Annotated in this window: 17 protein-coding genes; 4 read left to right on the top strand and 13 right to left on the bottom strand. The window is 61.0% G+C overall.

The window, feature by feature from the left end; genetic code table 11:
- Positions 1-23 precede the first annotated feature (23 nt).
- A complete protein-coding gene (locus tag FGZ14_RS20105) occupies positions 24-1,421 on the bottom strand; it encodes a DUF5723 family protein (RefSeq protein WP_139925936.1) in 1,398 nt (465 codons plus the stop codon).
- A gap of 143 nt (positions 1,422-1,564) precedes the next feature.
- Between FGZ14_RS20105 and meaB the strand changes: the two genes are divergently transcribed.
- Positions 1,565-2,542, top strand: a complete 978-nt coding sequence (gene meaB, locus FGZ14_RS20100) for a methylmalonyl Co-A mutase-associated GTPase MeaB (protein WP_139925935.1) — start codon at positions 1,565-1,567, stop codon at positions 2,540-2,542.
- A gap of 107 nt (positions 2,543-2,649) precedes the next feature.
- On the opposite strand, the gene FGZ14_RS20095 is transcribed toward meaB, so the two are convergent.
- From FGZ14_RS20095 to FGZ14_RS20085, 3 genes are all read right to left on the bottom strand, one after another.
- Positions 2,650-5,244, bottom strand: a complete 2,595-nt coding sequence (locus tag FGZ14_RS20095; RefSeq protein WP_139925934.1) for a DUF5916 domain-containing protein — start codon at positions 5,242-5,244, stop codon at positions 2,650-2,652.
- Positions 5,245-5,483: 239 nt separating this feature from the next.
- Positions 5,484-8,366, bottom strand: a complete 2,883-nt coding sequence (locus FGZ14_RS20090; RefSeq protein WP_139925933.1) for a M56 family metallopeptidase — start codon at positions 8,364-8,366, stop codon at positions 5,484-5,486.
- The gene (locus tag FGZ14_RS20085; protein WP_139925932.1) at positions 8,363-8,782 is read right to left on the bottom strand and encodes a BlaI/MecI/CopY family transcriptional regulator; all 420 of its coding nucleotides are present in this window, start codon (positions 8,780-8,782) and stop codon (positions 8,363-8,365) included. The genes FGZ14_RS20090 and FGZ14_RS20085 overlap by 4 nt, the downstream gene beginning before the upstream one ends.
- 259 nt (positions 8,783-9,041) lie before the next feature.
- Here FGZ14_RS20085 and FGZ14_RS20080 point away from each other — a divergent pair, with 259 nt between their 5' ends.
- Positions 9,042-9,677, top strand: coding sequence for a hypothetical protein (locus FGZ14_RS20080; protein ID WP_139925931.1), 636 nt, complete (start codon positions 9,042-9,044; stop codon positions 9,675-9,677).
- Between the two features lie 134 nt (positions 9,678-9,811).
- Here the strand turns inward: FGZ14_RS20080 and folB are convergent, their stop codons facing one another.
- From folB to FGZ14_RS20065, 3 genes are all read right to left on the bottom strand, one after another.
- Positions 9,812-10,168, bottom strand: coding sequence for a dihydroneopterin aldolase (gene folB, locus FGZ14_RS20075; RefSeq protein WP_110977029.1), 357 nt, complete (start codon positions 10,166-10,168; stop codon positions 9,812-9,814).
- Between the two features lie 165 nt (positions 10,169-10,333).
- The gene (locus FGZ14_RS20070) at positions 10,334-11,377 is read right to left on the bottom strand and encodes a DivIVA domain-containing protein (RefSeq protein WP_139925930.1); all 1,044 of its coding nucleotides are present in this window, start codon (positions 11,375-11,377) and stop codon (positions 10,334-10,336) included.
- Positions 11,378-11,492: 115 nt separating this feature from the next.
- Complete coding sequence (locus tag FGZ14_RS20065; RefSeq protein WP_139925929.1) at positions 11,493-12,419, bottom strand: WD40 repeat domain-containing protein; 927 nt, start codon at positions 12,417-12,419, stop codon at positions 11,493-11,495.
- A 239-nt stretch (positions 12,420-12,658) separates the two neighbouring features.
- Here FGZ14_RS20065 and FGZ14_RS20060 point away from each other — a divergent pair, with 239 nt between their 5' ends.
- Complete coding sequence (locus FGZ14_RS20060) at positions 12,659-13,306, top strand: 4'-phosphopantetheinyl transferase superfamily protein (protein ID WP_180754428.1); 648 nt, start codon at positions 12,659-12,661, stop codon at positions 13,304-13,306.
- A 97-nt stretch (positions 13,307-13,403) separates the two neighbouring features.
- Positions 13,404-14,015, top strand: coding sequence for a redoxin domain-containing protein (locus FGZ14_RS20055; protein ID WP_139925927.1), 612 nt, complete (start codon positions 13,404-13,406; stop codon positions 14,013-14,015).
- Positions 14,016-14,126: 111 nt separating this feature from the next.
- Here FGZ14_RS20055 and FGZ14_RS20050 read toward each other — a convergent pair whose 3' ends face one another.
- From FGZ14_RS20050 to FGZ14_RS20025, 6 genes are all read right to left on the bottom strand, one after another.
- The gene (locus FGZ14_RS20050; protein WP_139925926.1) at positions 14,127-15,002 is read right to left on the bottom strand and encodes a transglutaminase-like domain-containing protein; all 876 of its coding nucleotides are present in this window, start codon (positions 15,000-15,002) and stop codon (positions 14,127-14,129) included.
- Positions 15,003-15,236: 234 nt separating this feature from the next.
- On the bottom strand, positions 15,237-16,964 hold the full coding sequence (gene poxB, locus FGZ14_RS20045) for a ubiquinone-dependent pyruvate dehydrogenase (RefSeq protein WP_139925925.1): 1,728 nt from the start codon (positions 16,962-16,964) through the stop codon (positions 15,237-15,239).
- Between the two features lie 148 nt (positions 16,965-17,112).
- Positions 17,113-17,685: a DUF1572 domain-containing protein gene (locus tag FGZ14_RS20040; protein WP_139925924.1), complete on the bottom strand. Its 573-nt coding sequence runs from the start codon at positions 17,683-17,685 to the stop codon at positions 17,113-17,115.
- A 50-nt stretch (positions 17,686-17,735) separates the two neighbouring features.
- A complete protein-coding gene (locus FGZ14_RS20035) occupies positions 17,736-18,203 on the bottom strand; it encodes a hypothetical protein (RefSeq protein ID WP_139925923.1) in 468 nt (155 codons plus the stop codon).
- Positions 18,204-18,724: 521 nt separating this feature from the next.
- Complete coding sequence (locus tag FGZ14_RS20030) at positions 18,725-20,353, bottom strand: acyl-CoA carboxylase subunit beta (RefSeq protein ID WP_139925922.1); 1,629 nt, start codon at positions 20,351-20,353, stop codon at positions 18,725-18,727.
- A gap of 105 nt (positions 20,354-20,458) precedes the next feature.
- Positions 20,459-21,475 carry an MlaD family protein gene (locus FGZ14_RS20025; RefSeq protein ID WP_139925921.1) on the bottom strand — a complete coding sequence of 339 codons (1,017 nt, stop codon included), beginning with the start codon at positions 21,473-21,475 and terminating at the stop codon, positions 20,459-20,461.
- Positions 21,476-21,531: the final 56 nt, after the last annotated feature.

Here is a 21,531-nt window from a genome sequence, read left to right as displayed (position 1 = left end):
TTTACCATTTCACTATCTCACCGCTACTGACTCCGGCCTCCCAGCTTAAACCGCAGGAAGCCCCCGGCAGCCGATAGGTAAGGGTTTTCGGAGGTGAGCAGGCCGGCTACGTCGCGGGTGCTGATGCCGGCTTCGTACACCTTGGTAGCCAGAGTAATGCCGAAAGGCACACTCACGCCGTAACCCGCGCCGCCGGTAAGGCCGCTGCTCAGTCGCAGCCAGCGCGTGGGCTTATAGTCGAGGCCGGCGCCCACGAAGGGGGTAGTAATGTTGCCGGCTACGTTGTTTAGCGGCAGGGTCACATCGAGGCCGGCCTCAAAATACTCGCTGATGCGCAGGCCCGCCCCGGCCCGGAGCTTGGTGGGCAGCTCAGCCCGGCGCTCCTGGCCGGTTTCGTAGGTGAACAGGCTGTCGGTGCCGGTGGCGAAGATTTCAGCGGCTTCCTTGAAAAAATTGTAGCTGCCTACCCCTTCCGATTTCAGCCGCTTCAGCTTCTGGTCGTTGGCCGTGAGCAGATTGCCCTCCCAGGTCATGTGCCCCAGGTCGGTGACGGCCACGCCCAGGCGCAGTGCTTTGCCTACCTCGGCCGCCAGCCCCAGGTCGAAGCCGTGGCCTTTCCCGACGGGATGCAGCCCCGACCCTTCCTGCAGGTTGAAGCTGGGATTGTTAACCATGCTGCCATAATCAATATCAAACACCGGCGACATAGAGCTGTAGGCCCGTAGGTTACCCGGCTGCACCCGGATATCAATAATGCCTACCCCCTGAATGTAGCGGTAGCCCGCCCCGGCCGAAAGCTGAAACAAGGGCAGATCAATCAGGCGGGTGCCCCAGGCCAGGTTGAACTCATTCAGCACGGCCAGCTGAATATCGGTGCCGGCTAGGGCCTCTGATACCAGCGGCAGGTTGCCGGCGCTGGCCGAGGCGTAAATGGGCGCGTCGCGGCCCAGAAAGGTAATTTCGGCGGCGTTCTGGTTCAGGCCAACGTGCCCGGCCGTACGCACCCGGTTACTGATGGCAATGCCCCCCACCACGGGCAGCTGCACAGCTAGAGCCAGGGTGGTAGCATCTGCGTTGAAGTTGAGGGCATTATCGGAGGTGAAAGCTCGGGCCAGTTCCTGCTTATCGGCCAGCGTGAGGCCCTGGTTGGTATCGGTGATAAAGCGACGCAGCTGCTGGCGCGTGAGCGACTGAGAGCCCGCCCCTACCCCAAACTCCCCGATGGTGAAGGCCACCGTAGCCCCGCCCACCCGACCCAGGTTGGCCGGATTGATACCAATAGCCTGATAATCGGTGGCGAAGGTGGTAGCTACGCCCCCGCGGCCGGTGGCCGTGAAGTTGCTCAGCTCGTTTTGGGCATATAGCGGCAAAGTGCTGCCCAGCAACAGGGCCGCCAAGAGAGAGTAGAAGGTTTTGCCCATAATGCTGGCGCTGATGAGGGTAAGACGAAAGAAGGACGAGGCGGCCCTGCGGCCATTTTTTCAAATGTACGATATGGGGTAGTTTGCGGCTCTATTACCCGGCCGGCGCGCTACTTTTCTCGCCCGGCTACGTTTCTGCTCTAATGGCCAAGCGCTTTTCCGTTTCTGAATACACCGACGGCATCCTCTCCGGCAACCGCGTGCTGCTGAGCCGGGCCATTACCCTGGTCGAAAGTACCCTACCCTCGGACCAAGTGCTGGCCCAGCAGGTACTGGATGCGGTGCTGCCCCACGCCGGTCGCTCGGTGCGGGTGGGTATTACGGGCGTGCCGGGGGTAGGAAAAAGTACGTTTATTGAGGCGCTGGGCCTACACCTGGTGCAGGAGCAGGGCAAGCGCCTGGCCGTGCTGGCCGTGGACCCTAGCTCCCAGCGCAGCGGCGGCAGCATCCTCGGCGACAAAACCCGTATGAACCTGCTGGCTGCCCATCCGCAGGCATTCATTCGGCCCTCCCCGGCCGGGCGCAGTCTGGGCGGCGTTACGCGCAGCACCCGCGAGGCTCTGGTGCTCTGCGAAGCAGCCGGCCACGATGTCATCTTCGTGGAAACCGTGGGGGTAGGCCAGAGCGAAACTGCCGTGCACGGCATGGTCGATTTTTTCCTGCTGCTGATGCTGGCCGGGGCCGGCGACGAGCTGCAGGGCATCAAGAAGGGGATTATGGAAATGGCCGATGCCGTGACCATCACCAAAGCCGACGGCGGCAACGAGCAGGCTGCCCGCCGGGCCCGCGCCGAATACCAGAACGCCCTGCACCTGTTTCCGCTGGCTTCCAGCGCCTGGAGCCCGGTGGTTACCACCAGCTCGGCCGTATCAGGAGCGGGCGTGCCAGAGGTGTGGACCGTGGTGGAGCAGTACGTGCAGCAAACCCAACAGAGCGGCTACTTTCAGCGCCGCCGCCAGGAGCAAAACCTGCACTGGCTCCACGAAACCATTCGGGAAGCCCTGGAAACCCGCTTCTACGCCCGCCCCGACGTAGCAGCCCAGCTGCCGGCCATCCGCCAGCAGGTGATGGACGGGCGCAAATCGGCCTTCGGCGCTGCCGAGGAATTGCTGGGGCTGTAGCGCGAAAATCCGTTTCGCGACGAGCGAAGCGAGTATATGGTTTTGCGCAGTTCCGAATACTCGCCTGCGGCTCGTCGCGAAACGGATTTTCGCGTTACATGCCTTGGTTAGCTGCGCCGTTTCAGCATCAGGTAATCCAGGTAGTAGAGGATCTTGATAGAGAGGTTGTTGTTGTGCGGGGTGTTGATGGTATTGTTGAGGTTGCTGAAGTAGAGGGGGGTAGCCTCGTTGGCCTCCAGGAACGAGGAGCTGGCGTTTTTCCAGACAATGCTCACCTGCGAGCCGGGCGCGAACCACCAAGAGTACACCGCGTCCACGTTAAAGGCATTGAAGGTATTGTCGCGGTTGCGGCGATAGTCCACCAGCGTTTCCTGGCCGTTTTTTTCCAGGCGCGCGAAGTCGAAGTAGCTGACGGTGCTGGTGTAATGGCGCGTCCGGATGGTCAGGGACATGCGGTTGTTGAAGGTGTAAGCCCCCGACAGCGTGTTGGTGACGGTCAGCACCCGGCGGCGGCCCAGCAGCACGTCGGAGGGGTACTTGTCGCGGAAATCGGCATCGTCGGGCAGGCTCATATCCAGGTCGCCGTTCACATAGCCCACCTGGTTCTGGCGCAGATTCCAGTCGAGGGAGTAGCGGAAATTGAGCTGGTTGCTGACGCGGTAGCGCGGCGACACGGTCCAGCCGTAGCCCATGCGGCGGGCCCGCACCAGGCGCTCGTCCTGGGCATACCAGCGCACCCCGGCATTCACGTCCCAGGCCAGCTTCTTGCGGTAATCCGAGGAGAGAAAAGCCCCCACGTTGGCATTGGCCGGTACGCGCACGTAGTAGTCGCCCAGCGGGTACTGGCGCGGCTCGTAGTAGTCGTGCGTAACGGGGTTGGCGTCGAAGTTGGCCCCTACCGTCAGAAAATTCTTGGTGAAAGTGGTGTTGAAGCCGGCCGCCACATTCACGTTCTGGTAGCGGGTAGGCTTGTAGAGCAAAGAGTGGTTCAGATTGTACCAGCTGTAAAAGTTATTGACCTTCCCGAAGGGCTTGTACTTGTTGTAGTTGGCATATATCCCCTGGCTGATGTTGTTGTTACCGAACAGAATGCCCAAATCGTTCGGGTTATACTTATCCGACTCAATGCCGTGGTTGAGGCCCCAGGTGAAGTTGCCGCTGATTTTGCTGATGCCCACCTGATACTTGTAGCCATCTTGGTCATCAACTTGCTCCTCGGAGGCAAACTGCTGCCCCCGCCGCCGCGAGTACACCAGGCGGCCATCAATGGCGTAGGAGTTCTTCTTGTTGGCGAAGCGGAACAGCCCGCCCGTTACGTTGGCGTCGTAGGTGCTGCCCCAGCGCGTTACATTGGTATTGATGAGGGAAACGTAGGAGTTGTTTTTCAGGCTCTGGTCGAGCACCACAATGTTGTAGTTGCTGAAGGGCTGGGTCAGCACTTCCCGCTCGCGCCCATCCACGGAGTCACGCACGGTGGCGTACACATCGTTGCTGAGGGCGTTGAACACGCCTACCCCCAGCCCCTGCTTGGTGCGCCCCGATACCTTGGTGGCATTAAGCAGGCGCGTTACGCCAGGATTGCTGACCACTACCTCACCGGGCCGGCGGCGGCCATCGGTGCCCATTTCGCCGGCACGTAGCTGGTCGTACACGTTGCTGAACCCGATGGGGGTAGCCCCTACCCGGCGCGAGTAGAACAGGTTGCCTTTGTTGAAAAGCTCGGTGCCTTCGGTGAAAAACTGCCGGTTTTCCTGAAACTGCACCTCAAAGGGTGAGAGGTTCAGCACCTGGTTATCGCTCTGTACCTGCCCGAAGTCGGGCACTAAGGTAGCATCCAGGGTAAAGCTTTCATTGATGCCCCATTTGATGTCGGCGCCGCCGTTGAAGCTGGTGCTGGAGTTGCGGGTGCCCTGCTCGTTGTAGGGGTAGTGATTCACGTAGCCCGACACGTAGGGCGTGAGCGAAAGGCGCAACGGGGGCTGAATGTCACGCAGGCCCTGCAGCTCGCCCCACTGGTTCACAAACCCATCTACCGCGGGCTTCACTTCATTCCAGAAAAAGGCTTGGTTGTCGCGCTTGCGCTGGCGCATAAAGTTGATGCCCCAGAGCTGCTCAGCGGTTTTGCTGAATCGGATAGCCGAGTACGGAATCCGCATTTCGGCCACCCAGTCGGTGCCGCGCATGCTGGTGCGTGAGTCCCACACGGCGTTCCAGTTGAAGTCCTCGCCCCCGGCCGGCGAGTAGCGGCAGTCCATCTGCACCCCGCCCGTCGTCACGAAGAAGCCGTAGCCGTTGATCTTGTCGTGGTAGGTATCCAGAAACACCCCAATAAAATCGGTGTTGCCGGCATCATCGCGAGGGGAAAGCTCGCGCATGATGGAGTCCTGGGCCACGTCGTGCATAATGGCCCCGATGTAGAGGTTGGCGTCATCGTAGAGCACGCGCACCTCGGTAGGGTGCTTCTCGTGGGGACCAGGGTTGGGCCGGTTCTGAATGAAGTCAGTGGCAATGGGGGCCTGCTGCCAGATGGCCTCATCCAGCGCCCCATCCAGCTTAATGGCCTCAGTGATGCGCAGGGCCTGTAGCTGGCGCTTAGGAGCCGGCACGGCGGCAGCCGTAGCGGCAGGAGCAGGCGCCTGAGCCCGGGCCAGACCGGCCAGGAGCATCAGGCAAACCAGAAACAGGGCGCGCGAACAGTTCACAACAAATCGGCGGGAATAAAGCTGGGACAAACAGTAGAGAACAGAAGTGAGCAACTCACCTGACGATGGGCAACGACCGAGTTGCGGCGTCAGGGCGGGGTAGGGTGCCGCGGGCCTGGGCGCCGGCGGAACGCTGCAATAGATGCGCCACCTACCGGAACCGTTGCCTGCCACATTCAGAATTTGCTATAAAAAACCGGCCGCCGTTTCAGCGGCGGCCGGGATGGTAAGGCTACGGGTTACTCACTCACTGAAATCTGGATGTTGCTGCGGGTCGTACCGCCGTTGCTGCCGGGCGAGCCCAGCAGGCGACGGTATTTTTCGGCCAGCTGATTTGACTGCTTTTTGCCGTTCACCGTCAGTCCCGATTCGTTGAGCTGGAGCTGGAAGGCTTTTTCATTGGCCCCCAGCAAGCCATCCTTGCGCAGCTCGGTCCGTACCTCGTCGGAGTTGACCTGGGGCGGCGCCGGGGGCGCTGGCGGGGCCGGGGCTGCTACCGGCGGCACGGGTGGCAGTGGGGCCAACGGTACCTGAGGTGCCCGGGGCGGGCGCGGGGGCCGTGGGCCCTGCATCTGCCCGTAGCTGGTGCTGCTCCCCGACGACTGGCGGTTGATGATGTAGGAGCTAGTCGGGCCTAGTTTCCGACCCCGCTGCTTTTCTACCAGCCGCAGGTACTTGTCGCGCAAGGTTGCCGACTGCTTTTTGCCATTTACGGTGAGAGCCGTAGTCGTCAGGCTGAACTGGAAATTCTCGCTGTCTTTGATCAGACCGTCCTTGCGCAGCTCGGCCCGCAGGGCATCCTCGGCAGCCGAGGCCGGCCGGCCGGCACCACCGCCGGCACGCACCGTGCGCTCTACCCGCTCGGTTTCGCGGTGGGCGGCCTCTGTCTCGCGGTGCGCCGCTTCCGTTTCGCGGTGGGCAGCCTCCAGCTGGCGCTCCAGGGCCTTCATCTCCAGCCCGAGGCGGGTGGCTTCGCGGGTATCCTTGCGGACGTCGGCCGCGGCCTGGCGGCGGGCCAGCTCACCAATGCGGCGGGCAAGTTCGCCCTCCCGACGGGCCCGGTCTGCTTCGCGCCGGGCCACGTCGCCCTCGCGGCGGGCGGCTTCGCCCAGGCGTCGGTGGCCTTCCTCATTCAGGTCAGCATTCCAGCGGCCTCCGTTCAGGCTGCGGGCTTCCTCAGCTTCGTCCTGCAGCACTTCCTGGCGCTCCTGCAGCTGCTCGCGGAGGCTTTCCTGCCGGTCGTGGAGGCGTTCCAGGGCTTCTTCCATTTTCTCGCGCTCCTCGTCGGTGCGGGCATTATTCACGGCTTCGCGCAGGCTCTGCTCGGCGCGGCGCAGGGCGTCGGTTTGCTCGCCACGGAAGCGCAGGGTATTGCTGCGCCACTGTGGGTTCTCGCGCAGCTGGCGGCGGGCGTCGGCTACGGCCCGGTCGGCGTCGCGGCGGATACGGGCTACTTCGCTCTCATCGAGGCCCCGGAACTGAAAGGAGCGGGCAAATCTGTCGTCGAAGCGGAAGTTATTGCCGGACCAGCCGTTGGCCGGCACCCGAATAACTTCTACCTGCTGCTGCTCCGACTTCCGGCTTTTCTTTTTGCCGTCCTGGCCCGTGTCAACCGGCTGCCCGTTTACTGAGAGGTTGGTAATCCGGCCTTTTTTGTCTTTCTCTATGACTACCGTACCAGCTCCTCCCCTACGGACCGGCTCCTGCACCACTACTACCTGCCGGGTGCCCTTGCGGCGCTTTTTCTTGTCTTTATCATCCTCATCCTGGGTGGTCGAAATGTCCACGGGCATTCCGGCCTCTTCCACCTCTGCTACCTCCGCTACTGGCGCCAGATCGGCTTCCGGGGCCTCGGTGGCCAGGGAGGGCGACAGGAGCACGTCAGCATCCGGAATGGTAAACTCGGCGGCTACTTCGCCCTTTTTGCGGGTCGTATCGGGGTCAGCTTCCAGGAAGGGCAGGCGGGCGAGGGCCCCGCTTCCTCCCTCTTGGCTGGGAGTCGGGCGCGGGTCGGCCATTGCCACGGCCGAAGTCAGCAGCACCATGCCGCCCAGCACTACGCAGGCCGCCATAAAGCCCTCGGAGAAGGTAGGTGCCGTGCGGCCCTGCACCAGCCGCCGGATGCGGCCCAGCACGGAACCATCGTGGCCCAGCGCCGACAGGGCAAACTGGTTTACCGGCTCGGGGGCCACGCTCAGCTCGGCCAGGGCGGCCAGGGCGCGGGCCACGGTCAGGGGGTTGCCACCCACCATGGCCGTTGCCGCGTCGTCGCAGCAGTTTTCGCGCTCGGTGCGCAGACAGGCGGTCATAAACCACACGGCCGGATGATAGAAGAACAAGGTTTCGGCAATGGACTGCAGCAGGTTCATGAGGTAGTCGCGGCGCTGCACGTGGGCCAGCTCATGGGCCAGAATAGCTTCCAGATAACCCGTGCTCAGGCCCGTAACGGTGCCGAGGGGTAGCAGAATCACCGGCCGCAGATGGCCCACCACCACCGGTACACGCACCAGCGCCGATTCTAGCAGCTCAATGGGCTGGTGCAGGCCGGCCCGGGCAGCCAGGCCCGCCAGGCGCTCCTGCCACTCCTGGGCCAGGGGCTGCACCCGGTAGCGGCGCAGGCGCTGCACATAGGCCAGCCCGCCCAGCAGGCGCAGCGTCATGGCCAGCAGCCCCAGCAGCCACAGGGCCACCAGCACCGGAATGTTCTGATCGAAGTACACCAGCCAGGCCTGCAGGCCCGTTGGCGCGGCCTCCATCACCAGAGCCGGGGTCGTCGCTACCCCATCGGCCGGAATGAGAGCCGCGCTGATGGGTACTTCGGTTGTTACCAGGCCATCGGCTTGCACGGCGGCTTCATTGCCGGCCATATAACCGGCCACGGCTACTGCTTCCTCGGGGGCCGCCATGTAGTAGCGCCCAAACGTGACGGCGGCCAGCAGCAGCAGCACGGCCAGGCCCAGGCCGGCTGTGCGGTAGCGAACCTCAGCGCTGTGCTTACGCAGCAGCAGCAGCAGGCCAGCCAGGGCCAGGGCTACCACGGCGCCCTGCCACAACGAGTGCACTAGCGTCCAGCCCAGGGCGCGAATCAGCGCGGGCGGCAAAAGGTGTTCGAGCCAGTTCATGGGGCGTCGTCGGTTGAGGGTGGGGTTGTGTCGTTTTGAATCTCGATGTCGTTGAGCAGGCGCCGGATCTGGGCCAGCTCCTCGCGGGAGGTGCGCCGGTTGCCCAGGGCCTGCATTACCAGCTTCATGGCCGAGCCCCCAAAGGCCGATTCCACGAACTTGTCAATCAGCAGGCCTTGGGTTTCCTCCTCCCGCACCGCGGCGCGGTACACGTGGGTTTTGCTGTCGTCGTCGCGCAGCACCAGGCCTTTTTCCAGCATCAGCTGGAGCAGCTTGAGCGTGGTAGTGTAGCCCACCTCGCGCCGGCGACTCAGCTCGTCGTTGACGAAGCGGACGGTACTGGGGCCGTGCTGCCAGAGCACCTGCAGAATTTCCAGCTCCGATTCGGTGGGTTTGGGAAGGGAAGATTTACTCATGATGAAAGCGGTAAGCGGTACTGAGTTAGACGTCTGGCTGATGCGCAACCGTTGCCTGCAGTTGGTTTTCCGTCGCGCCGGAAAGCAGGCAGCCATTTACTACGAATCAGTTCGTACATCAAACATATACGAAGTGTATCGTAGAAGCAAGTTTAATCTACGATTTTTTTCGTATAATATTCAACCTTGCTGCTAATGAATTCCTTATCCTAGCTTTACGCCTCCGTTTACCTGCCTGCTCTTTCCTGCTATGGATGCTATGGAATCCTTTCGTCGCGCCTTTTTCGGGCCTATTGACAACTACCTGGCCTGGCACGACGGCTTCGACTCAGTCATAGATGCTGCCGCTTCTCTTGGTGGCCTGTCAGCAGCGGAGCAAGAGCAGGCCGCCGCTGAGCTTATTCACGCCTTGGAGCATGGCCCCGCCGATGCGCGCGTTGTGCTGGGACTGGCGTATCTGCGGCACCGACCGGCCCTACCCGCCCTGAATAACTATTTGCCTAAAGCGGCGAACTACGTGCTGCAAGCCATCAGCCAGATTGACCCTGCCCAGTTGGATCTGCGCCAGGTAGCCCGCGTGCTCGAAGCCCGGGATACCTACACTCTTATTGAGGTGCTGACCGGGTTGGGCTATTACTACACCCGCGCCCAACTGAACGCCGATATTATCCGGCGCATCATCAACCTGCTCACCCACCCCGACTACCTGGTCCGCTACCACGCCCTGCAGGCGGCGCGCCACATTCATGGCATACCCGGCCTGGCCGGTGAACGGACCAGCCTCCGGGAGGACCCTATCTTCTCCAGCATCGTCAGCGACAAAAGCCCCCGGGATTTTCGGCGCGCCCAGGAGCTCCTGCTGATCGAGATAAAGCAGGCAGGAGCTCCTGGGTAACGCAACCGGCCCTATGGCCTCGGCACCTGTACTGGTTGATGCCCCCTCCTTTTGCCCCATTCGCCTACCCCCTCTTTCTGCTCAAACCCTGGTCGGCTGGAGGTGGCTTGGCTGATGGGCCGGGGGTAGGGGTGTTAGCGGCGTCGCTCCAACGTGATGCGGGCGCGGTGGCAGATACCGCCCAGCGGCGGATTGAATTTGGACACGCTCACCCGTACGCCCTCGATGTACGGGAATTCTTCCAGCACCCGATCCATCACACGGTGGCCCAGGTGCTCCAGCAGGCGGGCTGGGGCCCGCATTTCCTCGGCTACCACCCGGTAAAGCACTTCGTAGTTTACGGTTTCGCGCAGCTGGTCGGAGGCGCCGGCCGCGTGCAGGTCGGTGTCAATGTAGAGGTCGATTCCGTACTTGTTTCCGATTTTCTGCTCCTCGTCGTAGTATCCGTGAAAGGCAAAAAACTCCATGCCTTCCAGTGCAATCTGGCCCATGTGGTAAAGAAGTAGATGGTTAAAATACGTGCAAGGGAATGTAGCGCGCACCCAGGGGTAGGGATGTGTCTAGAAAGAAGTCGGCCGGCGACTTTGTAGCTCTAAACAACAAAGCCCACCCCGAAAGGTAGGCTTTGTGCGAATAAAGGGGGTAGCAACGAAGGCTTACAGCTCGTCGAAAAACGACTTCTCACTGAGAGAAGCGGCCGCCGCGAAGCTGGGTTGGCCCGGGTGCGTAACGGGGGCCGGCTGGTTGATTTCGGGGTGGCCGGGGCCGATGGGCTGAATATCGGGGGCGGTGGGCTCCACTTGCGGCGCGCCGGGCTCAGGCACGCGCGAGGGACTCGGCGGATCGATGTGGGGGGCAGGCGAAATACCGGGGTTTTCGCCAGGACTGCCGGGGCGCTCAATCTCGGGACCAGGCTGCTGGGCCGGGGCGCCGGGGTCGGGCTGCTGCCCGGGTTTGGGGTTGTAACCGGTGGTAGCAGGCTTCTCAGGCGGGGCGGTGCGCGCCGGGGTGGCTACCGGCTCGGAGAAGGAAGCTGTGGAACCGCCGGCAACCGCCGCGGCAGAAGAAGTAGAAGCAGTGGAAACGTACATGGGAGCGTCGGGTTTAGGTGAGTCATCCGCCGTGTGCGGACGGTTCACTTTTACGCTCGCGGCCCGCGAAAGGATGGCGGCCGTGCTGGTTTTCGGGCGGCTGCGGGCCTTCTCAACTTTATCCAGCGCATCAGAAGCCAGGCGGTGCAAATCGTGCGTGAGGCCGTCGAGCAGGTTTTCCAGGCGCTGGCACTCCTGGCCCAGGCTGCTTACTTCCTTCTGCATGTCGGCCACGGTGCGCTCAGCCTGCTGGTAGGCGTCTTCCACCACGCTGCGGGCTTTCTGGCGGGCATCGGCCAGCAGCTGCTCAGCCTGCAGCTGGGCTTCCCGAATGCGCAGCTGGGCGTCGCGCTGGGCCTGCTCCGTGATGCTGTTGCCCGTGTCTTCGGCGGTTTTCAGGGTACGGTAGAGGCTGGTTTCCACCTCACGCATCTTCTGTACTTCCTGAGTAGCGTGGTCGAGCTTGAGGCGCAGCTCCCGGTTTTCGTCGCCCATCCGCTCCCACTGCTGGGAAAGGGTCAACAAAAAGGCCTGCACTTCGTCCTTGTCTAATCCCCGAAAGGCTTTTTCAAAGGTTTTCTGCCGGATATCGAGGGCGGTAATTTTCATGGGTAGTGAGTGGGGTAACAGGCAGCGGGTAGCCGCAAAAATGGCCGCGGGGCAGCACACCTTATAGCGGCCCGGTAGCCGGGGCAAACACGGGGGCTCGGGTGCTTACGGCCAACTACTCGGTACTAATCTGCCACAGGGCCAGGCTGCGGTCGTCGCTACACGAAACTAGCCTATTCTGCCCTTCCGGCCAAAATAACTTGTTTACGGAGGTGCCATGGCCGGCGTGGCGGGCCCGGTCCACCACCCGCAGCAGCTCCCAGGAGCGGGCATCCCAGAGTTTGATGCTCTTGTCCATGCTGCAGGTAGCCAGCAGGGTGCCATCGGGCGAGAAGGCCAGGTGGTTGATGGTGAACATGTGGGCCACAATACTGCGGTGCTCCCGGTAACCGGCCGCTACGTCCCAGATGCGCAGGTGCGCGTCGCGCCCGGCCGTGAGCAGGTAGCGCCCGTCGGGCGAGTAGGCAGCAGTGAACACGGAGTTGGTCGCGCCCTCAATGACGTGTTTTGTTTGCAGGGAATCGGCATTCAGAACGCGCACCTGCCAGTCGGAGCCGCCTACGGCCAGCTCCCCGCGCTCTTCGTGCAGAGCCAGGCAGCGCAGACTTTTCTCGGAGAGGCGCACCAGGGTTTCTACGGCAAAGTCGGCGGCCCGCAGTACCGCCAGTGTGCCATCGCCCAGCGCTACGTAAAGACGCTGCCGCGCCTCGGAGTGGGCAATGTCGAAGATGGCTGCCGGGGGTAGGGCCGTGGCGTAGGCCAGCTTTTTCCGGGCCAGGTCAATCACCTGAATGCCCTGAAAGTTGTGCCCCACTACTAGCAGGTTTTGCTTGGGCAGGTGCAGCAGGGCATACACCGAGTATTCGACTTTGGCCACCAGCTCGCCGTCCTGTCCGGGGGCGTCGGCGTTCCAGGCGGCCACCATTCCATCGGCCCCGGCAGAGTAGAACGTGGCCTGTCCGGCCGTGCCGGCCAGGGCATACACGCAGTCGTGGTGGCCGGTGAGGGTAGCAACCTTCTGAACCTGGGGACGGGAAGACAAGGCGTGAATAGCTGAAGGGGTGAAGAAGTGCGTAAAGATACCGCCGGAACAATACGCGGCCGTAGCCCAGCCGCGCGGCCACCTTTTTTCGAACCACCCAGCCAGCGCCTACCCCTAACAAAGCGCCCAACCCTTCACCCGCCGGGAACCTGCGGTAGCGGGCCAGGGCGGGCCCTGGGCTGGCAGCTATACCGCGGCCGCCGTACCTTCACTTCTTCATTTACTCACGCATTCGCTCCTTGCCCCTTCATTCTCTTTCTCCTGTTTCTCAAACCTGCGTGCTGGGCCTCTGGCTCCTCACCGAAACCGCTGAGGAGCTGTGGCCGCTGCTGCCGGCTCAGGCGCACTATCTGGCCCACTACCCCGATGGGCGCGACGAGCTGCGGGCTCGGCAGTGGCTGGGCGGAAGGACGCTGGCTCACCAGCTGCTGCGCGAGCTAAGCGACGCCCCGGCTACCCTGCACAACGACGCCAATGGCCGCCCCTACTTCGCCGAATTGCCGGGTTTCGGGGTTTCGCTTTCCCACTCCGGCGAGTGGGTAGCCGGTTTACTTTCTACGCAGGCTGCGGTTGGCATAGATATTGAACTGATCCGCACCAAAGCGCAACAGTTGGCCCGCCGGTTTCTATCGGAAACCGAGCAGACCGATGCCGGCAACGAAACAGCAAAATATTGTCTCTACTGGAGTGCCAAAGAGACGCTCTACAAGCTGCACAGTCGTCGGGGCCTGGTGTTTAAAGAGCAGCTACTGCTCAGCCCGTTTGAGCTGCGGGAGGCCGGTGTATTGACGGGACACCTGCTCCTCGAAAACTTCCGCAGCCAACACCAGATTCATTACCTGCGTCCAAGTCCGGACTACGTTTTAACTTACGCCGTGGGGGATTAGGTAAACCAAGTGAACGAGCGGGTTTGCGAACTGCGCCTACCTGTTCACGGATGTTTACCTTAACTCGCTCCATCACCCTTTCACTAAACTACCTCTCATGTCTCTTCGCCGCCTTTCACTTATTGCTGCTGCTGCCCTGGTTTTTTGCACCGCTGCGGTAGGGGTAGCCCGGGCGCAGGGGAGCCGCTCAGTTACCGATTTCAGCCTGAAGAACAGCGCCAATGCCGAAGTTGCCCTGAAAAGCTACGCGGGCAGCAAGGCCGTGGTGGTGGTATTCGTGAATCCTACCTGTGCCTTTTCCAAGCTCTACGAAGGTCGCCTGAACTCGCTTAGCGCCGACTACGGAGCCAAAGGCGTACCGTTTCTGTTTGTGAATGCGCCCATCAACCTGGAGGCCAGCGCAGATACCGGCGACGCCGAAAAGCTCAAAATCAAGACTACGGGGGGCGCGGCCCTACCCCTGCTCACCGATGAAGGCCAGAAAGTAAGCTCGCTGCTGGGCGCCACCAAAACGCCGGAGGTGGTAGTGCTCCAACCTGTTGACAACGGCTTTGCCGTGCGCTACAAAGGCGCCATCGATGATAACCCGCAGGTGGAAGGCTACGCCAAAGAACATTACCTGGCCGATGCCCTCAACAACCTGCTGGCCGGCCGCCCGGTTGGCGTCGCTGATAAGCGTGCGCCGGGCTGCCTGATTAAAAAGTTTTAGCGCTATTTCCTGGCCGGCCATCTTATCAGGCCACTAACCAGCCTACTTAGCTTACACCCCAACAGAAGGGCCGCTGATGTCTCATCAGCGGCCCTTCTGTTGGGGTTCTTCTTATTCTTCGTTTGGCTCAGCGTTTTCGTCCGTAGCGTCCGATTCGCTGGTCAGAATAGCCAGGAGCTGGCCTACTTCAACGGCCTTAGCCGGTTCCTGCATCTTCTCGAAGCTGAGCTGCAGGTTGCGCAGGGCCCGGCGCACGATATCGATATGCGAGCAGGGCTCGAAGAACATCTCGTTGGGCGTGAGGTTAAGCTGCCCGATGTAGTGCTCAATATCGGTGCGCGACAACACCAGCCCACGGTTGTAGCAGTTGATATAAAACGGCTCCAGGGCACCCTCAGGACGATACGTGAGCACAAACAGGTTGGGCAGATTCACGCCGAACACGGGCATTTTGAGCCGCTGGGCTACCAGCAGGTAAATCACGCAGAGCGTGAGCGGGTTACCCCGGCGGGTTTCCAGCACCCGGTGCAGCATGGAGTTGGCTGGGGAGTGGAAGTTCTGGGTGTTGGCAGCGAATTTATGCGTCCGGAACAGAACGTGGTTTAGGGTCTGAACCTGGTCGGCGGGGTGCATATTGGGCTGCAGCAGAGTCCAGGCCTCAAAGCGCAGCTGCTCGATGGCCCGGTTCAGCACCTGAAAATCGGCGTCGGGGTACTGGTAGGAGTTTAGCAGCCACATACCTTCCAGCAGGTTTTCGCCTCCCGAGTCGCGCCACACGCGCAGGCGCTGTTGCAGGCCCTCAAACTGCAGGTGGTGAATCAGGTCTTCGAGGCGCTGCTGCTGCTGTGGGTCCAGACTTTCCTCCCACGACTCCTCCAGAAACGGAATAATGGTTTCGCCCAGGGTCTGGATTTTCTCCTGAATCTGCGGGGCAACTTCGGGGTCGTCGAGCAGGGAGATGAGGGCTTTGATTTCTTTATTGGTCATGGAGCGTACAAACGGGCCGGCACACGGCGGCCCTAACGGCGGAAAGAGCAAATAAAAGCAACCGACGCGGTTTTGCTGGCGTCGGCTGCCTCTGAGTAACATAGCAAAAGGGCTAGATTGTTCAAAATACCAGGTAAACGTCCCCGGCGGGCGGCTGGGCTCCTGCCCTACCCCTCCTGGGCCGGGCAAGCACCAGCCCGCTTCCCGCGTTCTAACCTAGCAGGCAGTGCCCGGCTAGCGCAGCAGATTGGTTTTGGCCAGCTCCAGCACTTCATCGCCCCGGCCACTCATAATAGCTTTTAGGGTGTAGAGGCTGAAACCCAGCATTTGCTCTTTCTGAATGGTAGGCGGCATGGACAGCTCCGCCCGCTTAACAACGGCATCCAGAATAACCGGACCCGGGTGAGCCAGCATTTCCGCAATGGCGGCCGGAAGCCGGGCCGGGTCCGTAACCCGGATACCGCGCACCCCGGCCGCTTCGGCCAGCGCCGCGAAGCTCGGGTTTTCCAGCTCGGTGCCGTATTCCAGCAGGCCGGCGGCCTTCATTTCCAGTTCCACAAACCCCAAGCTGTTGTTATTGAAGATGACAACTTTCACCGGGGCTTTCAGCTGTTTCAGCGTCAGCAGCTCGCCCATGAGCATGGCAAATCCTCCGTCGCCGGCCAGGGCAATTACCTGCCGGTTGGGATAGGCCAGCTGGGCGCCCAGCGCCTGGGGCATGGCATTGGCCATGCTGCCGTGATTGAAGGAGCCTACCAGGCGGCGCCGGCCATTCATGCGTAGGTAGCGCGCCGCCCAGATGGTAGGCGTGCCCACGTCGCAGGTGAAGATGGCGTCTTCGGCAGCCTGCTCATTCAGCAGGCGCATCAGATACTGGGGGTGCATGCTGGTATCGCCGGGTTCTCCGGTGGCCAGCTCATCGAGGCTTTCGCGGGTGTCGCGGTAGTTTTCCAGGGCTTTTACCAGGTGGTGGCGGTCCTGCTTGTGGTTGAGCAGGGGCAGCAGCTCCCGTAGCGTGGCCGCCACATCGCCCACCAGCCCTACCTCTACCCGCGTCCGGCGGCCAATGTGCTCCCCGCGCACGTCCACTTGCACGGCCCGCACATCCTGGGGCAGAAACTGGGCGTAGGGGAAATCAGTACCGAGCAGAAGCAGGGCGTCGGCAGCCATCAGGGCTTCGTAGCCCGAGGAAAACCCCAGCAGGCCGGTCAGGCCCACATCGTAGGGGTTGTTGGGCTCTACGTACTCCTTGCCGCGCAGGGCGTGTACCACGGGGGCGCCCAGCAACTCAGCCACCTGCAGCAGCTCGGCGTGCGCTTCGGCGCAGCCTGCCCCGGCCATGATGGTTACTTTGTCGGCTGTATTCAGCAGGTCGGCAGCCGCCCGAATATCCTCCTGGGCCGGCACCAGCGTAGCCCGACTGCGCAACACGGGCAGACGCGGGGCCGGAGCTTCAGCTTTCTGGTGACTGATGTCGCCGGGCACTACAATTACGGCCACCCCGCGCTGGGTCAGGGCCGTCTGAATGGCTATTTCGGTGGTACGCACGGTCTGGTCCGCAATGCCGATCAGCTCACAGTAAGCGCTGCACTCCTTAAACGTATGCTCAGGGTGAGTTTCCTGGAAGTACTGAGTCCCGATTTCAACGCTGGGAATCTGGGCCGCAATGGCCAGCACCGGCACGCGGCTGCGGTGACAATCGTAGAGGCCATTGAGCAGGTGAGTGTTGCCGGGGCCGCAGGAGCCGGCGCACACGGCCAGGGTCCCGGTCAAGTGGGCCTCGGCCCCGGCAGCAAAGGCCCCGGCTTCCTCGTTACGCACGTGCACCCACTCAATGCCTTCCCGCTTCCGAATTTCATCGGTAATGCCGTTGAGCGAGTCGCCCACTACCCCGTACACCCGCGTCACGCCGGCGGCCTGCAGGGTATCTACTATTATTTCCGAGACAGTTTTCTTCGCCATAGCCTTCCGTGTTAAGTCCAGAGGGGCTATACGGCCCAAAGCCGACGGGCGCTGCCTGCAGCCGGCATTTCCTGCACGGGCGTGCTTACTCTGGTTTGCTACCTCTGCTTCCAGGCAGTTTACTGAGCGAAGCTATTGTTGCGGCGGCTTACTGCGGTTTGGGCGTTAAGTACTCGTCGGTGAAGTGCGCATCATGCCTGGGCTGGGCAAACTTCTCGGCGTTGTAGCCGGCAGAGTTTCCGCGCGGGATAGACAAGGAGGCCCACTTCGTATCCAGTGCCATCTTCCCGATAAACACGATTTGCCCTACGTGGTAGGGGTAGTGCGCCAGCTGCCGGTTGATAGCCTCCACTACTGAGTGGCCCTGGTTGCGGATATACACGGTCGTCTGCCAGTTTTCTTCCGTCAGCGAATCCAGGGCGGAAAACAGGCAGTTCCAGCCTTCAGTCCACTTCGCCAGCACGGCTTGCCGCGTCAGCAAATCATTGTCGAACTCTGCTTCGCGTTGGCGCCATTCCTTTTCGCCGTCGGTAGTCAGAAAGTCCGTCCAGCGGGAAAGCATGTTGCCCCACAAGTGCTTTACGATGGTGGCAATACTATTGCTTTCGGGGTTGTATTGCCAGAACAAGGCATCGTCGGGCAGTTGGGCAAAGGTTTTCTCCCCGAGCTGCTTGTAGTACTCGAACTGCTTCCGGACGCTGGTGAGGTAGTCGGCGGTCATGGCGAAGAGGGTTACGAGGTGGACTTCACCGGAAGATAGCACCTTCTCTCCTACCCCAGCAAACCGGCCAAACCCTTCACGTTCAGGCGGGCAAACTTGCGTACCCGCTCAAATTTATCGGTGGTGGCGGTCAGCTCCTCGTCCTCGGGCAGCCTGGCCGGTACGTGGGTGTGCAGCAGCTCAAACACAGATGCCGCAATGTCTATGTAGCCCAGAATCAGTAGGTAGAGCTGCTTCTTCTGATCCTCGGAGTAGCTTTTGGTCCGGATGGCTTTTACCAGGGTGTCGAGCTGGTTGGTTTCGTCGGTGTGCAGGTCGCGCAGGCTGCGGCGGGCGCTGTAGTAGGCGGCCTGCTGCTCCTCGGTGGCGGTGTGCAGAGCAAAGGGGTAGGCCTCCACGAAAGCGGTGGCGGCCAGAAAGCTTTTTTCGGCGGCGTACACGGCCGCCAGGTGTTTCTGCAGGCTGGTCCAGAGGCCGGTACGGGCTTTTTCGAAGGCGGCAGAGGTTGCGTCGGTCACGGAGGGGTAGGCGCTTTGGTAGGCGGCAAAGGTACGCGGCCGGTGCTTCCGATTAAAACGAATACGGCCCGCCGCACCGGGTAGTGCTGGCGGGCCATGTGGCATTTACAGCTATTGATTAGTTCGACTCTACCTGTTCAACTGTAACGGTGCTTCGAATATAATTGAGCAGGATAAGTCCGATAATCAGCGCTACTGATCTGTATAGATAAAATTCAACGCTGAAAGACGTAAATCCATCCAGCATTTCATTCAGTAAACGACCGACCAGACTCAAAGCGGGGCCAACTATAAATGCAATAATTAACCACCACTTCAGATTTATCAAGGCTTTTTTATGCTTGGTTACTACTAGGAATAGCAGCGCGGCCATCCATAGCAGCCGGAGAACCACCAAAATATTAAAGCCGGTCGTCAGGGTGTAAGCAGACCATAGTAAGCCAGCACCCAACGATACTACTAGTACCCAATAGACTGCGGGGTTATTGAAAACTGTTCTTTCCATTATAGCTTATTCAGCATCACACCTGAATTATGCCCACATTGTAGGCCTTTTCAGTGGGCGCGTGATTTGCCATTGAAATACCCTGGGAAATGACTTTGCGGGTTTCCAGCGGGTCAATAATAGCATCGACCCAGAGGCGGGCGGCGGCGTAGTAGGGCGAGAGTTGCTCGTCGTAGCGGGCCTTGATTTTGTCGAACATCTCCTTCTTGGCCTCGTCGGTGAGCTTTTCGCCCTTGGCTTCGGCGGCGGCTACCTGAATCTGCAGGAGGGTGTTGGCGGCGGCGGCTCCGCTCATTACGGCCAGCTGGGCCGTGGGCCAGGCCACAATCAGGCGCGGGTCGTAGGCTTTGCCGCACATGGCGTAGTTACCGGCCCCGTAGGAGTTGCCCACAATCACCGAAAACTTAGGTACTACGGAGTTGCTCATGGCATTCACCATCTTGGCCCCGTCCTTGATAATGCCGCCGTGCTCACTCTGGCTACCCACCATAAAGCCCGAAACGTCGTGCAGGAACACCAGCGGAATGCGCTTCTGGTTGCAGTTCATGATGAAGCGCGCGGCTTTGTCGGCGGAGTCAGAGTAGATAACGCCGCCCATCTGCATGGCGCCCTTCTTGGTCTTCACGATTTTGCGCTGGTTGGCCACAATGCCCACGGCCCAGCCATCAATGCGGGCCAAGCCGCAGATGAGGCTCTGGCCATAGAGGTCCTTGTAAGGCTCAAACTCCGAGTCATCCACCAGGCGCCGGATGATGTCCATCATGTCGTAGGGCTTCACCCGATCTGAGGGCAGCAGGCCGTAGATTTCAGCGGGGTTTTCCTTGGGCGGGGCCGCCGCCTTGCGCGAGAAGCCGGCCGTGGCGTGGCCACCCAGCTTGTCGAAGATGTTACGGATGTGGTCGAGGCATTCCTCGTCATTGGCAAACTTATAGTCCGTGACGCCCGAAATTTCGGAGTGGGTAGTAGCCCCGCCCAGGGTTTCGTTGTCGATGGTTTCGCCGATGGCCGACTTCACCAGGTAGGAGCCCGCCAGAAACACCGATCCGGTACCGTCCACAATCATGGCCTCGTCGCTCATAATGGGCAAGTAGGCGCCACCGGCCACGCAGGGCCCCATAATGGCCGCCAGCTGCACGATGCCCATGCTGCTCATCACGGCGTTGTTGCGAAAGATGCGCCCGAAGTGCTCTTTATCCGGAAAGATTTCATCCTGCATGGGCAGATACACGCCCGCTGAGTCCACGAGGTAAATAATGGGCAGCTTGTTTTCGATGCTGATTTCCTGGGCGCGCAGGTTTTTCTTGGCCGTAATCGGGAACCAGGCCCCGGCCTTCACGGTGGCGTCGTTGGCGACTACCACGCACTGCCTGCCCTGCACCCAGCCAATAACCACTACCACGCCTCCCGAGGGGCAGCCGCCTTCTTCCTTGTACATCCCCTCCCCCGCAAACGCCCCGATTTCCAGGGTTTCAGAGTCTTTGTCGAGCAGGTAGGCTATTCGCTCCCGGGCCGTGAGCTTGCCTTTGGCTTTGTGAGCCGCGATGCGCTTCTCGCCGCCGCCCAGGGCCACGCGCTGCAAACGCTGCTGCAATTGAAAGTTGAGTTGCTTGATGCTGTCTTCGTTCTTGTTGAACTCGAGGTCCATTGGGGTGGGATGAAAAGTGGGTGGGATAGGTGGATAAGAGCAAAAAATCCGCCCTGGGTGGGGCGGATTTCAAAGGTACGTTTTGTGTGGGAAGCCGGCACAACGTTAGGGCGTAACTACGGCACCGGTAGTAGGCGTCACGGTTTTTGTTTCCTTTTCTACCTCGCCGTTGGGCTTGGTGGTAGTTTCGGTTTTCTTCTTCTCCTTACCCCCGCCGAATACCGAGAAGTGCACGTAGCGCTTGGGGTTGGCCTGCAGGTCCTTGATCAGGGTATTGGAGCTGGCAGCCGTGGCGTTCAAGTTGTTGTAGAGCGCCGTGTCGCTGATGAGCTTGCCCAAAGAGCCTTTCTGGTCGGTGAGGGAGCGGTTCAGCGTGGTCATGGTGCTCTGGGCCTCCGACATGGTAGCGTTGAGCTTGCGCATGGCCGGGCCTACCGGAGCGTTCTTCAGCGAGTCGCTCAGGGTAGAGAAGTTGGCCGCAATCCGGTCGAATTTGGCGCTAGTCTTGTTCAGGTCGGCCGTGAGGCGGGCCATGTTGGTGGTAATCTGGTTGATGTTGCGCTGGTTCATCAGCAGCAGGTTTTTCAGGGCCTCGGTGCTGCCCTGGGCGTTTTGCAGGGTAGCCTGCAGGCTTACTTTGGCATCCTTGTTCAGGAAGCCGTTCACCTTGATCAGCGTAGAATCGACGGTACCCAGTACGGGTAGGGCCTTGGCCTGGAAGGCGTCCGTAATGCTGGCTACGGTGTACGATTTCAGCTCCTCGCCTCCCTCATACACCTTGGTATTCTTGCCCAGAAACAGGGTAATGGTTTTGGAACCCAGCAGCGAGCCGCTGAGGCTGGCCACGGTGGAGTCGCCGACGGTAACGCCTTTCTGCAGCTCCACGGCCACTTTCACGCGGTTGCCTTCCTCCGGCACCAGGGTCATTTCCTTTACCTGGCCTACCTTGATACCGTTGAGGATAACCGGGTTACCCACGTTCAGGCCGTCCACGTTATCGTACTTGGCGTAGTACGTGCGGTCAGTGGAGAGAATATTACTCCCTTTCAGGAAGTTGAAGCCTACAATCAGCAGGGCCACGGCCACAATGCCCAGCAGGGCCACTTTAATTTCTTTCGACACGGGGTCAGCAGTTGGTTAGAAAGGGAGTCGGGAGCAGCGGGCGGGGTTGCACCGGC

Origin of the sequence: Hymenobacter sp. DG01 (assembly GCF_006352025.1) — a bacterium.
Taxonomy (GTDB): domain Bacteria; phylum Bacteroidota; class Bacteroidia; order Cytophagales; family Hymenobacteraceae; genus Hymenobacter.
Note: the sequence above shows the minus strand (reverse complement) of the source record. Positions and strands in the feature narration are given on the sequence as shown.